Raw genomic sequence first — 13,706 nt, 5'->3', positions numbered from 1 at the left:
GGGCAGCCTCATATTGACGGCATCATAGGGCGGCCGTGGAGAGTGTGGTCAACCTCTCAACGGTGCACGGGGGCAAGAAGGTTCAGCGTGCGACGGGTGCGTGCTCCTGCTCGGCGAGCGACTTCGGATCCTCGAGCATGACCGCGTGCAGCATGCGCTCGGGCACGCCCAATCCTTCGATGAGGGTCAAGGCGTCCGGCCGCAGCCGGTCCACGAGCTCGTTCACGCCGCGGCGCACGTTCTTGGCGCGTTCGACGGACATGAACCGGTGCATGATGAACCAGGCCTGGTTCTCCTCGATGGTGGTGTAGACGAACAGATCGCACACCGTCTCGGCGAGCGCGCGGGCGTCCGGATCCTCGATATCGGCGATGCCGTCGATGAACGCCTCGAGCACGAGCCGTTCGATATGCGCGGTGCCGGCGGTGAGAATGTGGTCCTGTGCGTTGTTGAACGCCTCGAAGGGCCCGGTCTCCTCGGCGCGGGCGCGCAGCCGGTGGGCGGCGGTGCGCACCAGGTAGTCCTCGCGGTCGGCGAAGAGCTGCAACTGGACCGAGCGCCGCGACAGGTCGGCCTCGTCGACGGATTCGTCGCCGCGGTCGCGCAATCGCTGGATCATCTGCCGCACGCCGGAGCGTTCGCGCACCACATCGCGGGCCATGGTGGCGGCGAATCGCACCCAGCCCAGCGCGTCGAGGTCGCGCACCTCGTCGGAGTAGGCGGTGAGCAGTTCCTTGGCGACCAGCTGGGTGAGCACCAGATTGTCGCCCTCGAAGGTGGTGAACACGTCGGTGTCGGCCTTGAGGGTGACCAGCCGGTTCTCGGTGAGATAGCCTGCGCCGCCGCAGGCTTCGCGGCATTCCTGGATGGCGCGGGTGGCGTGCCGGGTCTGCGCGACCTTGAGTCCGGCCGCGCGCTTCTCCAGGGCGCGCTGGGCATTGGGGTCGACATCCTGCCCGGTCTGCACCAGATGCATGCGCAGTACGAGATCGTTCTGCGCGAACGACAGCGCGTAGGACCGTGCCACGAGCGGCAGCAGTCGCCGCTGGTGACTGCGGTAATCCATGAGCACGGTCTCTTCGCCGGTGTCGGGATCGGCGAACTGACGCCGCTTTTCGGCGTAGCGCACCGCGATGCTCAGGGCGACGCGGGCTCCGGCGGAGGCCGCGCCGCCGACGCTCACCCGTCCGCGCACGAGGGTGCCGAGGGTGGTGAAGAAGCGCCGGCTGGGGTTGGCGATCTCGGAGCTGTAGGTGCCGTCGGGTTCGACGTCGGCATACCGGTTGAGCAGGTTCTCGCGCGGAATTCGCACCTGGTCGAACAGGATTCGGCCATTGTCGACGCCGGGCAGGCCGCCCTTGAGCCCGCAGTCGGAGGTGGTGACGCCGGGCAGGTCGGCGCCCGCCGCGTCGCGGATGGGCACCAGGAAACAGTGCACGCCCTGGCTTTCACCGCCGGTGATCAACTGCGCGAAAACCGCTGCCATGCGGGCATGTTCGGCCGCGCCGCCGATGTAGTCCTTGCGGGCGCCGGGGGTCGGGCTGTGCACCACGAATTCCTGGGTGGCGGGATCGTAGGTGGCGGTGGTCTCCAGGTTGGCCACGTCACTGCCGTGCCCGGTCTCGGTCATGGCGAAGCAGCCGAGCAGGTCGAGCGGAATGAGTTCCTGGATATAGGTCTTGTGCCGTTCGGTGCCGAGGTTTTCGACGGCGCCGCCGAAAAGTCCCCACTGCACACCGCATTTCACCCACAGCGACAGATCGGTGTAGGCGAGCATCTCCAGTGCGGTGACGGCCGCGCCGGGTTCACCGGTGCCGCCGTGGCCGAGCTTGTAGCCCTTCTCGGCCCAGCCGAAGGAGGACACCAGGTGCATCTGGTCGAGCACGCGGGCCCTGGCCGCCCGGTAGTCGAGGTAGGGATCGCCGTAGAGGCGTTCGTCGTCGAGGTGGGTGCGGGCCTGCTCGCGGACGTCCCGCCAGGGGCCGTCCAGGGCCGCACGTAGATTCGCCGCAATCGATTCGCGTCCGGTCGCCATACTCCGAACACTACTGCGCCCGACCTGCTCGACCAGGTGATCCGGGCCACCCGTGTACGTTTTTCCCTGTGAGCAACGAGCTGGCGATAGCGCCCGACGCTGCTGTGCCCCGATTGCGTGCGCGGTGGCGACGATTGGTGACCGGCCTGGTCGACCGCATTGTCGCCGAGCGGCACGCGACGGCCGATGCGGTCGTGGAGGCGCCCGCCCCGGTGCAGCCGATCGATCTGACCGATGACGCGGCCGTGACCGAAGTGCTGGATCTGGTCGAGCGTGTCGGTGAGGTGGTGCTGGCGTCGGGGACCGCGGTCATGGACACCACCACGCAGATCGAGTTCATCGCCTCGACCTACGGCCTGTCGAAATGCGATATCGATGTCACCTACAACTCGATTCGTATCTCCGCCGACCGTGGCCCGAAGCTGCCGCCCGCCACGACCATGCGGGTGGTGCACTACCGTTCGCTCGACTTCACCCGGTTGGCGGCGGTCGACCGGTTGACCCGGCGCATCCGGCGAGAGCTGGTGCCGCCCGGTGAAGCGCTCGAGGCGCTGGACCGGATCACCTCGGCGCCGCACCCGTATCACCGCTGGATCGCCACCTTCGGCTGGGCGCTCATGGCCGCGGGGGTGGCGGTGCTGCTCAATGGTGGCGCGCTCATCGCGGTGCTGAGTTTCGCGACCACGATGCTGATCGACCGCACCAATCGGGTGCTCAACCGGCGCGGGTTGCCCTTCTTCTTCCAGCACATGGTGGGCGGCATGATCGCGGCGGTGCCCGCGGTACTGGTATCCACCTACGGCCACGGCATCCATGCCGATCCCTCGCTGATCATCGCGGCGGGAATCGCGGTGCTGCTGGCCGGTTTACAGCTGGTGGGTTCGGTCGAGGACGCGATCACGGGTGCACCCATCACCGCGTCGGCACGCATGCTCGAGGTCATGATGATGACCGGCGGCATCATCGCGGGCATCACCCTCACGCTGCGGGTGGCCGAGATGTTCGACGCCAGTGTCCCGACGGTGGATATGTCGCCGGGTCGCGACCTCACCAATCTGCCGCTCAAACTCCTGGCCGGTGCGGTCACCGCCGCGGCCTTCGCCCTGGCCTGTTATGCCGAGCGGCGGGCCCTCGCCGCGGCGGCCTTCAGTGGTGCGGCGGCGACCATCGTCTATCTCTTGGTGCAGCATGCGGGTTTCGGCCCGGTCGTCTCCTCCGGTGCGGCGGCGACGGTGGTGGGTCTGGCCGGTGGCCTGCTGGCCCGCCGCTCACTGACGCCGCCACTGGTGGTCGCGGTCGCGGGCATCACTCCCCTGCTCCCGGGCCTGCGGGTCTATCGCGGCCTGTACGCATTGCTCGACGGCGAACAGCTGATCGGCATCAATCAGCTGTTCGGCGCCTTCGCGGTGGGTTGTGCGCTGGCGGCGGGCGTGACGCTGGGTGAGTGGATCGCGCGTGATCTGCGCCGGCCGCGAATCGCCAAGCGGTTCGGCACGATTCGCCGCCCGCGATTCAGCGTCTCGCGAGGCGCCGGCACGCGCCGGACCAGCTGAGCCCGCCGGACGCCTAAGCGAGGAATCCGGCGAGGCCCCGGCCCGGCACATCGCGGGCGGCGCGCGCCCACCCCATGCAGGAGGTGATCGCCTCCAGCACATCGCGTTGCAGGGCCGAGCGCCGCTGCGGTGTGGTCTGCTCCCATTGCGCCAGCAGCTTGGCGCACTCCTCGGCCGACCACTCCGCGTAACCCCAGGCGAACTCCGGCGTGGGCAGGCCCGCGGGTAGTCCGGGATACCCGAAGTCCGTCAGGGTGATTCCGCTGATCCCGAGTTCGAGCAGCCCGTCGTCCACGGTTTCCAGCCAGCCGGCCCGGCACGGCGAAAAGGACGAATTGTCCTGCGGCCGCCCGTGGAATGCGCAGATGGCCTGATACGCGTGCGCGTACTGGGCGGCGAATTCGGTGTGGAAGGGACCTCCGGCGACGACCGCCCGCACCGCCTCGAGCCGGGTCGGCCACCCGGCGGCTATGCGGTCCGCGAACACCTCGTCCGCGTGCGCGAACTCGTCGCGGAACCGGCCCCCGATCATCTGCGGCAGGTCGTGATCCCGCGAACCGATCGCATTGCGCACCCGGTCGATATCGACCAGATAGATGCTCAAGGCGTAACTCATGATCAAAACCCTACCGCCGGTCGGCGGCCGGCGGGCAGGGTCGAAAAGCCTTGTGACACAGCGCGCCGTGCCGCGCGCTGTTCTGACTTGTTACCGTGTCATATGAATCGGAGCGGTGGGAGACCTGTGTTCGCAAGATGGGGAGACGTGGTCTGCCGCTGGCGGTTCGGAGTGATCGCGGTGATCGCCGCGGGACTGCTCGCGTTGAGTGGTTATGGATGGGGTGTCCAGAACCTGCTCTATTCGGGCGGAATGGACGATCCGAACTCACCCTCCACGCAGGCCGCGGTGCTGGCCGATCAGGCCTTCGGCCGCAATCACGATGTCGATGTGGCTGTGTTGTACACCGCGCCCGCGGGCAAGACGGTCGACGATCCCGATTTCAGCTCGGCGGTGGTCGCCAGTCTCAACAGCCTGCCGCACCGATATCCGGACGAGATCGCCAAGGTGAACCTCGCGTATTGGCCCACCGAAACCGGTTCCGCCGCGGTGGCCGCGGCTACCAAGGACAAAACCCGCGCGATCGCCACCATCGCGCTGAAGGACACCGCCGACACCTCCGGCTACGAGTCGATCAAGAACGCCTTCGCGATTCCGGGCATCGATGTCCAGGTGGGCGGCCTGCAACCGGTCGCGAGCGCGCTACAGGGCACCATCGCCGACGATATGCACCGAATGGAGGTGCTCGCCATCCCGTTGGTGGCGGTGCTGTTGTTCTTCGTCTTCGGTGGCGTCGTCGCGGCCGCGCTGCCATTGATCGTCGGCGTGCTCACGGTCGGCAGCGCGAACGGCATCGTGCGGATCATCACCCACTACACCCCGGTGAACTCGTTTGTCGCCCCGGTGGTCTCGATGGTCGGTCTCGGTTTGGCGATCGATTACGGCCTGTTCATAGTCAGTCGCTTCCGAGAGGAGCTGGCAGCGGGCCGGGACGTCCCGACCGCCGTGCGGCGCACCGTGATGACCGCCGGCCGCACCGTGGTGTTCTCGGCCACCATGATCATCGCCAGTCTCGGTGGGCTGCTCCTGTTCCCACAGGGCTTCCTGAAATCGATTGCCTACGGAGCGATCGCGACGGTCGCGCTCGCGGCCCTGTCGGCCATCACCATTTTGCCGGCCGTGCTGGCCATCCTGGGCCGGCGCGTGGATGCGCTCGGCCTCAAGCGCTTCCGCCGCACCCGCACGGCCGCGGAGATCGACGCCGGTCTGTGGAGCCGCAGCACCTCGTGGGTGATCCGCAATCCGCGCAAGGTCGCGATCCCCATCGTGATCGGGTTGTTCCTGCTGATTCTGCCCATACGCAGCATCGCCTTCGGCGGCTTCACCGAGAAGTACCTGCCGCCGGACAACCCCACCCGGGTGGCGCAGGAGCAGATCGACAAGTACTTCCCGTTCCGCAAATCCGACCCGCTCCAGCTGGTCTTCATCACCGACAACCCGACGGCGATCGGCCCGCTGGTCGATAAGGCGAACATGGCGCCGGGTCTCACCTCGGCCGGGTTCGGCATCCCCTCCCGCTCGACCACCCAGCCCGACGTCTTCCGCACCACCGCCACCATGGTCGACTCGTCGCACCCCGATGCAGCCATGAAATACCTACGCGGGCTGCACGTTCCCGACGGGACCCGGATGATCGTCGGCGGCGTTCCCGCCATTCAGTACGACACCATCGCGGCCATGCTGGACCGGGTGCCGCTGATGATCCTGCTGGTGTTCGCGCTCAGCACGATCCTGATGTTCCTCACCTTCGGTTCGCTGATCCTGCCGCTCAAGGCGGCCTTGATGAGTGCCTTGGGCTTGGGTTCCACGCTGGGCATCCTGTCCTGGATCTTCGTGGAGGGCCACGGTTCCGGGCTGCTGAACTTCACCCCGCAGCCGATTCAGGCCAATGTGCTGGCGGTGATCATCGCGATCATCTACGGCCTGTCCACCGACTACGAGGTATTCCTGGTGTCCCGCATGGTCGAAGCGCGAGCGCGCGGCGCCTCGACCTCGGAGGCGATCCGCGAGGGCACCGCGCACACCGGCCGCATCATCACTGCCGCGGCGTTGATCCTGTTCGTCGTGACGGGCGCTTTCGCGTTCTCGGATCTGGTGATGATGCAGTACATCGCCTACGGCATGATCGCCGCGCTGTTCATCGACGCGACCCTGCTCCGCATGCTGCTGGTCCCCGCGGCCATGCAGTTGCTCGGTGATCGATGCTGGTGGGCGCCCGCGTGGATGAAGCGGATTCAGCGCCGGATCGGCCTCGGCGAGGCGGTTCCGGACGAGCCCGACGCGGAGCCCCAAGAAATTGGGGAGCTCGCCCGCGCATCGCGGTAGGGCACTATGAGGGCATGAGACGTGCGATCATGGTTGCCGCCCTGGCTGTTTCGTTCATCGGGATGGGCGCCGGCCCGGCCGGGGCGGCGCCCCTGACGGTGACGAGCGACCGTGAGGTGCTGTATTCACCGCACGGCGGCATGATCCAGAACGGCTTCGATCACGATGACGAATGGGTGCTGACCCCGGACGGCTACGACTGCTGGTTCGCCGCACTGCCGTCCGCGGACGCACCGAACGCGGATCAGGTACCGCGGATCAAGGTCATCGGCACGGCGACGCTGGATGTCCCGGCCAAGGCGGTGTTCCAGACCAACTGCGAGGTCTCCATCAGCTGAGCTGTTCAGCCGACGCCGATTCCGATGGTGCGGCCGATATCGGCCAGCGTGGAATCGAAGAGGACGTCGGGGTGGGTCACGTGAATCGGGTAGTTGCCGAACACTTCCAGGGTGACGTGGCCGTAGAGCCGCGCCCAGAATTGGATCATCACGTAACTCACGCCGAGATCGAGCTTTTCGGCCGGGAACTTCTGGCCGGACTCGGCGAGGACGCGCAGCAGATCCGTTTGGAAGCCGACCAGATCGTCGCGGAGTTCGGCGGGGATGAGTTCGGTCGGGGGCGTGACGACGTCGTATTCACTCAGCAGCCGACCGGCGGCCTCGAGGAAGAGCCGCCCCACCGGTTCGCCGAATTGCCGCATGGCGCTGTCGATTCCGGCGGCCGCGGGTGAGGCGAAGACGAGGGTGAATTCCTGCGCGTGGGTGAGCGACCAGCGCCGGAAGCCGCGGCAGATGGCGAAGAAGCGGATGCCCGCGTCATCGGGCAGGCCCTCGAGCCCGGCGGCCAGGTACACCGCGAGGTCGGCGCACACCTCGGTGCGCACCGCCGAGACCAGGCATTCGCGCGATTCGTAATAGCGGTACAGCGCGGGAGCGGTGATGCCCAGCTCCCGCGCGATGGCCCGCAGGGTGATGGCGTCGGGGCCCTGCTCGACCAGTAGTGAACGCGCGACGCGACGGATGTCGGCATCGCTCACCGCCGGCATCCTGCCGCGTCGGCGGATCTCGCTCATTGTCGTCTCCATGTCGAAGGAGCTTGGGCCCGTATGCCTTCGCTAGGGTGATTACGCTAGTCGACGCCACGGGCCCGGGCCGCTCATTCGTAGGCGACCTGCCAGCTCTTGATGCCGTTGAGCCAGCCCGAGCGCAGGCGGACCGGTTCGGAGACCTGGCGCAGGTTCGGCATCACATCGGCGATGGCGTTGAAGATCAGATCCAGCTGCAGGCGAGCCAGATTCGCGCCGACACAGTAGTGGGTGCCGGTGCCGCCGAAGCCGACGTGCGGGTTCGGGTTGCGCAGCACGTCGAACTTGTAGGGGTCCTCGAAGTGCTCTTCGTCGAAGTTGGCGGCGCTGTAGAACATGCCGATGCGCTGCCCCTGCTTGATGTCCTGCCCGCCGATCACGGTGTCCTGCATGGCGGTCCGCTGGAAGGCGATGACCGGGGTGGCCCAGCGCACGATCTCGTCGGGGGCGGTGCGCGGGCGCTGCTCCTTGTAGAGCTCCCACTGATCCGGGTTGTCGACGAAGGCCTTCATGCCGTGGGTGGTGGCATTGCGGGTGGTTTCGTTGCCGGCCACGGACAGCAGGATGACGAACCACGCGAATTCGTCGGAGGCCAGCGATTCACCGTCGACGTCGGCCTGCAACAGGGTGCTGGCGATATCGTCCATCGGGCAGGCGCGGCGCTGTTCGGCGAGGTTCCAGGAGTAGCCCATGACCTCGGCGGTGGCGACCTTGTGGTCCCCGTCGAATTCGGGGTCGTCGTAGCCGATCATCTGGTTGGACCAGTTGAAGATCTTGCCGCGGTCTTCCTGCGGGATGCCGATGAGTTCGGCGATGGCCTGCAGCGGGAGTTCGCAGGCGACCTGTTCGACGAAGTTGCCGCCGCCGTTCTTCTTGGCCTCGTGCACGATTCGCTCGGCGCGTTCGCGCAGGGCTTCGCGCAGGCTCTCGATGGCGCGCGGGGTGAAGCCCTTGGAGATGATGCGGCGCAGCTTGGTGTGGCGCGGCGGGTCCATATTGAGCAGCAGGTAGCGCTGCACCTCGATCTCTTCGCGGGCGATATCGCCGTAGAAGCGGATGACGGAGGTGTTCTCCTCCGAGGAGAAGATCTCCGGGTTCTTGGAGATCTCCTTGATGTCGTCCATCTTGGTGACGGCCCAGTAGCCGCCATCGTTGAAGCCGGTCAGGTTGTCGGCCTGCGGCACCCAGTGGACCGGGTTGGTGCGGCGGAGCTGGGCGAATTCCTCGACGGGAAGTCGCTGGGCGAGCAGATCGGGATCGGTGAAATCGAAGCCGGTGGGCACGGACGGCGCGGACACGGTACCTCCTTTGGAACACGTTCCACTGGAGTGAACCACACCACACCGGCTTTTGTGAACACCTTTTAGTAAAAGCCGTTCACTTTCTCAGGCGGCGCTCAGTAGGCCCCTTCACCCTTGGTCACCGCGCCGATGGTCTTGGCGATCAACAGCAGATCCAGCACCATCGACCAGTTCTCGACGTACGAGAGATCCAGGCGCATGGCGTCATCGGGCAGCAGATCGGAACGCCCGCTCACCTGCCACAGGCCGGTGACCCCGGGCTTGACCAGCAGTCGCCGGCGCATGATCCCGTCGTAGGCCGCCACCTCCCGCTGTACCTGCGGCCGCGGCCCGACGATGCTCATCTCGCCGCGCAGCACATTGAAGAACTGCGGCAGCTCGTCGAGGCTGTATTTGCGGATCACCCGGCCGATGGGCGTGACGCGCGGATCGTTCCGGATCTTGAAGAACAGCGGATTGCCGCCATTGGTGTCGATGAGCGCGTTGATATGCGCCTCGGCGTCGACGTACATGCTGCGGAACTTGATCATCCGGAACGGCTCGCCGTCGCGGCCGATGCGCTCGGACAGATAGAACACCGGCCCGCGACTGCCGACCTTCACCGCGCACGCGATGGCGGCCAGGGCCGGTGCGATGGCGATGACGGCGAGCAGCGCGAAGCAGAAGTCGAAGACCCCCTTGCGAATCGACTTCGCGCGGTCGTACTGCGGCTTCTCCACATGCAGCATGGGCATATCCGCGACGACGCGATGGGTGAGCCGGGTGCCGGCGATATCGACCAGCCCGGGCGTGACGATCAGCTCGGCGCCCAGTTCGTCCAATTCCCATGCCATGCGCCGGAAGTCGGCCGGACCCAGATTGTCGGTGGCGGTGACGGCGACCGTGTCGGCGCCGGTGCGCCGGACCACCTCGAGTACGTCCGCATCGCTGCCGAGGATCGGGATCTCGCGGCCGTCCACCACGACCCGCCCGGCGACCACGCTCTCGCCGCGAGTGCAGATGCCGATGATCCGATAGCAGCTGTCCCGGTCCCGGGAGAAGGCCGCGACCATGGCGCGCGCCGCTTCCGGGCTGCCGACCACGAGCGTGGCGGTGCGGTACTGCCCGCGCGTGCGGCGCCCGGCGACCCAGCCGCGCCAGAGGCGGCGTTCGATCATGAGGCCGATCATGCCCAGCGGTAGCGCGATCGCCAGATAGCCGCGGGCGACATCCACGCGTAGCAGTAGCGACACGATGGCGATGCCGCCGAAGAGTTTGAGTGAGGCGGAGACGACGCGCCGGTATTCCTCTGTGCCACTGCCGATTACGCGTGGCGAGCGAGTGCCGCCGAGGGTCAGGGTGGCGGTCCAGGCCAGTACCAGCACCACCGTGACGACGGTGTAGCCGACCTCCAGCGGTAGCGCGGAAGCCAACGGCGGCTCCTCGGCGCCGCCGAAGCGGATGAACTGTGCCATGCCGACCGCCGCGCACACCACCAGCAGGTCACTGATCGACAGGCGGCGTGCGTAGTCCGCCTGCCATCGTTCTCTGTCGGAACGCGGCTCCGGCCGCGGCAGCCTGGTCGCACGCACAGGGCGACGGGCTGAAACTTCGAAACTCATGAAACGAACGCACCTCCCCCACGGGAGAACTCGGTTCCGATCCCCGCTGATCAGTTCCACGAACGGGCTGACGCCGGTTTCCCAAGGGCTTTCAGGACCATGACAACCGATACGGTCACAGACTGCGTCGATGACCAGAAGCCGAATGTTACACACCCTGCTCTGACATACAGTGCCAACCTGCCACTCTCCCAACGTATCCGCACGGTAGCTCGAACCGACACAACCGGTTTCCCTTGCGTTTCCCCCTATTTCCCCTATTCGCAGAATCGCAGGTTGATCTACGCAACTCACACAGTGTGAGATGGTCGAAGCCCTTGGTTTGCAAGGCTCGAGCGTTTGCCCGACGGAAACCCGGTTCTGCGACCCGCAGAAAAATCACTCCTCCCGCAGCAGCCGCCACGCCCGGACCCGGGCGGTCCTGGTGAATCCTGTTGTAACGTAAGGCCGGATCGATCCGAACACAGGACAGCCGATGGCAGCGGAAGCCTGGGTTCGGCGGACAGAGGGGAATCTGCGTGCATTGCCGTGTGTGTGAATCCGACCGTCTGATAAGCATTCTCGATCTCGGCGCGACGCCGCCCTGCGAGAAATTCCTGACCGCCGGCGAGCTCGACCTGCCGGAGTTAACTCACCCGTTACACCTGCGTCTCTGTGAACAATGTCTGCTGCTGCAGATTCCGGCGCTCATCACACCGGAGGAAACGTTCACCGAATATGCCTACTATTCTTCATTTTCGGACAGTTGGGTGCTGCATGCAAAACTCTTCGTGGAACAGGCAATCCAGCAGCTAAATCTGAACGAGAATAGTTTCATAATTGAGGTCGCCAGCAACGATGGCTATCTGCTGCAGCACGCGGTGGCCGCCGGCATCCCGTGCCTGGGCATCGAACCGTCGGTGAACGTCGGCGCGGCCGCCCGGGACAAGGGCGTCCCGACCACCACCGCCTTCCTCGACGAGGACCTCGCCGCGCAACTGTGCGCCGAGCGCGGCCCGGCAGATCTGGTGGTGGCCAACAACGTTTACGCCCACATCCCCGACCTCCTGGGTTTCACCAGGTCACTGCGGGCGCTGCTGGCCGACGACGGCTGGTTGTCCATCGAGGTGCACCACGCGCTGGAGCTGGTGACCCGCGGGCAGTTCGACACCGTCTATCACGAGCACTTCCAGTACTACACACTGTTGTCCGCGCAGCGCGCGCTCGCGACCGCCGGGCTCACCGTCGTGGACGTGGAACTGCTGCAGACACACGGTGGTTCGCTGCGGCTGTTGGCACGGCCCGACGGTATTGCCGAGCCGAACGAACGAGTAGCGGAGGTGTTGCGACTCGAGGAACTGGCCGGTCTCCACGAGGTTGCCGGCTACCTCGGCCTGCGCCCGCGCGCCGAGCACGTCCGCCAGGAACTGCTGCGATACCTGCTGGACGCCAAGGCTTCCGGCAAACGCGTCGTAGGTTACGGGGCGCCCGGAAAAGGCAACACGCTGCTGAATTACTGCGGTATTCGCGCCGACTTGCTCGAGTACACCGTGGACCGTAATCCTTACAAGCACGGCCGGTTCACCCCCGGCGCGCGCATCCCGATCCATCCACCGGAACGCATCGACGCGGACCGCCCGGACGTGGTGCTGATACTGCCCTGGAATCTCGAAGCCGAGCTGACCGCCCAGCTGGACCACGTCCGGTCCTGGGGCGGCGAACTGGTCTATCCCCTCCCCACGCTGCATCACGCCGCGAATCACGCAGGAAGGCAAGCGAAGTGAAGGTCGTACTGTTCTGCGGCGGCTACGGCATGCGGATGCGCAACGGCACCGAGGACATGATCCCCAAGCCGATGCAGATGGTGGGCCCGCGCCCGCTCATCTGGCATGTGATGCGCTACTACGCGCATTTCGGTCACAAGGATTTCATTCTGTGCCTCGGCTACGGGGCCGCGCATATCAAGAACTTCTTCCTCACCTATCAGGAATCGGTGTCCAACGATTTCGTGATTCGCGGCGGCAAGGTCGAGTTATTGCAGTCCGATATCAGCGACTGGACCATCACCTTCGTGGACACCGGAGTGGAGTCGCCGATCGGTGAGCGGCTGCGCCGGGTGCGCCCGCATCTGGGTGACGAGCCGTATTTCCTGGCCAATTACGCCGATGTGCTCACCGACGCCCCGCTGGACGAGATGGTGGCGCAGTTCCGGTCCTCGGGGGCGGCGGCCTCCATGATGATCGTGCCGCCGCAGTCCTCCTTCCACTGCGTGGATGTGAGCTCGGGCGGTGAGGTCAAGAACATCACCCCGGTCTCGCGGCTGCCCATCTGGGAGAACGGCGGCTACTTCGTGCTGACGCCAGAGGTTTTCGACCATCTGCCCGAGGGCGGTGATCTGGTCGAGGACGCCTGTGGCGCACTGGCCGCGCAGGGTCGCCTGTACGGCTATCAGCACGAAGGGTTCTGGAAGCCGGCCGATACCTTCAAGGAGCGGGCCGAACTGGATTCCGGTTATCAGCAGGGTGATCGCCCGTGGATGGTCTGGGAGCAAGCCGGCGCATGATCCGATTCGACACCGGAGCGGTCCGCGAGATCGCCCTGCTCGCCGCGCACTGCGACGATCTCGCCATCGGGCTCGGCGGCACGCTGCTGAGCCTCGCCGATACCGTTGCGGAACTGCGGGTCCGGGCGCTGGTGCTCAGCGGCGCCGGTACCGAACGTGCCCGGGAGGAGCAGCAGGCGCTCGAATCCTTCTGCCCGGGAGCCGATCTGGAGTTGCGCATCCTGGATGTGCCGGACGGGTACGCGCCCGCGCACTGGGAGCGGGTCAAGGACGCGGTGGCGGCGTTGCGCCGCGGGGGCGCTCCGCAGCTGGTGTTCGCGCCGCAGCGCGGTGACGCGCATCAGGATCACCGCCTGCTGGCCGAGCTGGCGCCCACCGAGTTCCGCGACCACCTGATCCTCGGTTACGAGATTCTCAAGTGGGAGAGCGACACTCCGCAGCCGACCGTGTTCCATCCACTGCCCGACGGCATCGCCGAGCGCAAGGCGGCGCTGCTGCTGAAGCACTATCCCTCACAACGCGATCGGGACTGGTTCGACGAGCAGTCCTTCCTGGCCCTGTCCCGGCTGCGCGGGGTGCAGTGCCGCGCTCGGCACGCCGAGGGCTTCCTGCTGGACAAGGCCACCATCACTTTCGGAGGTGCGTGATC

11 protein-coding genes are annotated in these 13,706 nt (G+C 66.3%); 6 read left to right on the top strand and 5 right to left on the bottom strand.

The genetic code is table 11. The annotated features are described in order from the left end of the window. Positions 1 to 82: 82 nt before the first annotated feature. Positions 83 to 2,035, bottom strand: coding sequence for an acyl-CoA dehydrogenase (locus tag ACIP5Y_RS39535; RefSeq protein WP_400357931.1), 1,953 nt, complete (start codon positions 2,033 to 2,035; stop codon positions 83 to 85). A gap of 104 nt (positions 2,036 to 2,139) precedes the next feature. Between ACIP5Y_RS39535 and ACIP5Y_RS39530 the strand changes: the two genes are divergently transcribed. Further along, on the top strand, positions 2,140 to 3,588 hold the full coding sequence (locus ACIP5Y_RS39530; protein ID WP_400358085.1) for a threonine/serine exporter ThrE family protein: 1,449 nt from the start codon (positions 2,140 to 2,142) through the stop codon (positions 3,586 to 3,588). Positions 3,589 to 3,601: 13 nt separating this feature from the next. Here ACIP5Y_RS39530 and ACIP5Y_RS39525 read toward each other — a convergent pair whose 3' ends face one another. After that, positions 3,602 to 4,204: a hypothetical protein gene (locus ACIP5Y_RS39525; RefSeq protein WP_400357929.1), complete on the bottom strand. Its 603-nt coding sequence runs from the start codon at positions 4,202 to 4,204 to the stop codon at positions 3,602 to 3,604. A gap of 126 nt (positions 4,205 to 4,330) precedes the next feature. Between ACIP5Y_RS39525 and ACIP5Y_RS39520 the strand changes: the two genes are divergently transcribed. Continuing rightward, positions 4,331 to 6,529 (top strand): MMPL family transporter, encoded by a 2,199-nt coding sequence (locus ACIP5Y_RS39520; RefSeq protein WP_400357927.1) that lies wholly within the window; start codon positions 4,331 to 4,333, stop codon positions 6,527 to 6,529. A 14-nt stretch (positions 6,530 to 6,543) separates the two neighbouring features. Next, a complete protein-coding gene (locus tag ACIP5Y_RS39515; protein WP_400357925.1) occupies positions 6,544 to 6,867 on the top strand; it encodes a hypothetical protein in 324 nt (107 codons plus the stop codon). Positions 6,868 to 6,872: 5 nt separating this feature from the next. On the opposite strand, the gene ACIP5Y_RS39510 is transcribed toward ACIP5Y_RS39515, so the two are convergent. The 3 genes from ACIP5Y_RS39510 to ACIP5Y_RS39500 all read right to left on the bottom strand — a co-directional run bounded on the left by ACIP5Y_RS39510 (position 6,873) and on the right by ACIP5Y_RS39500 (position 10,485). Next, a complete protein-coding gene (locus ACIP5Y_RS39510; RefSeq protein ID WP_400357924.1) occupies positions 6,873 to 7,601 on the bottom strand; it encodes a TetR/AcrR family transcriptional regulator in 729 nt (242 codons plus the stop codon). 83 nt (positions 7,602 to 7,684) lie between these two features. Continuing rightward, positions 7,685 to 8,911: a cytochrome P450 gene (locus ACIP5Y_RS39505; protein WP_400357922.1), complete on the bottom strand. Its 1,227-nt coding sequence runs from the start codon at positions 8,909 to 8,911 to the stop codon at positions 7,685 to 7,687. 98 nt (positions 8,912 to 9,009) lie between these two features. Further along, entirely contained in the window at positions 9,010 to 10,485 is a 1,476-nt protein-coding gene (locus tag ACIP5Y_RS39500) for a sugar transferase (protein WP_400357920.1), read from the bottom strand. Positions 10,486 to 11,033: 548 nt separating this feature from the next. Between ACIP5Y_RS39500 and ACIP5Y_RS39495 the strand changes: the two genes are divergently transcribed. Genes ACIP5Y_RS39495 through ACIP5Y_RS39485 form a run of 3 tightly spaced genes read left to right on the top strand, consistent with a single transcriptional unit; the run spans position 11,034 to position 13,704 of the window. Beyond that, positions 11,034 to 12,278, top strand: coding sequence for a methyltransferase domain-containing protein (locus ACIP5Y_RS39495; protein WP_400357918.1), 1,245 nt, complete (start codon positions 11,034 to 11,036; stop codon positions 12,276 to 12,278). Next, positions 12,275 to 13,057, top strand: a complete 783-nt coding sequence (locus ACIP5Y_RS39490; RefSeq protein WP_400357916.1) for a sugar phosphate nucleotidyltransferase — start codon at positions 12,275 to 12,277, stop codon at positions 13,055 to 13,057. The genes ACIP5Y_RS39495 and ACIP5Y_RS39490 overlap by 4 nt, the downstream gene beginning before the upstream one ends. Next, positions 13,054 to 13,704 (top strand): PIG-L deacetylase family protein, encoded by a 651-nt coding sequence (locus ACIP5Y_RS39485; RefSeq protein ID WP_400357914.1) that lies wholly within the window; start codon positions 13,054 to 13,056, stop codon positions 13,702 to 13,704. Before ACIP5Y_RS39490 ends, ACIP5Y_RS39485 begins: the two co-directional genes overlap by 4 nt. The last annotated feature ends 2 nt before the right edge of the window (positions 13,705 to 13,706 follow it).

The sequence above is a fragment of the Nocardia sp. NPDC088792 genome (genome assembly GCF_044750615.1).
Lineage (GTDB): Bacteria > Actinomycetota > Actinomycetes > Mycobacteriales > Mycobacteriaceae > Nocardia.
This window is presented reverse-complemented; position numbering and strand designations above follow the sequence as displayed.

Excerpts from the sequence above, each read along its gene's own strand:
- ACIP5Y_RS39510 (WP_400357924.1), bottom strand. The coding sequence starts at position 7,601 with ATGAGCGAGATCCGCCGACGCGGCAGGATGCCGGCGGTGAGCGATGCC.
- ACIP5Y_RS39535 (WP_400357931.1), bottom strand. The coding sequence starts at position 2,035 with ATGGCGACCGGACGCGAATCGATTGCGGCGAATCTACGTGCGGCCCTG.
- ACIP5Y_RS39485 (WP_400357914.1), top strand. The coding sequence starts at position 13,054 with ATGATCCGATTCGACACCGGAGCGGTCCGCGAGATCGCCCTGCTCGCC.
- ACIP5Y_RS39525 (WP_400357929.1), bottom strand. The coding sequence starts at position 4,204 with ATGAGTTACGCCTTGAGCATCTATCTGGTCGATATCGACCGGGTGCGC.
- ACIP5Y_RS39515 (WP_400357925.1), top strand. The coding sequence starts at position 6,544 with ATGAGACGTGCGATCATGGTTGCCGCCCTGGCTGTTTCGTTCATCGGG.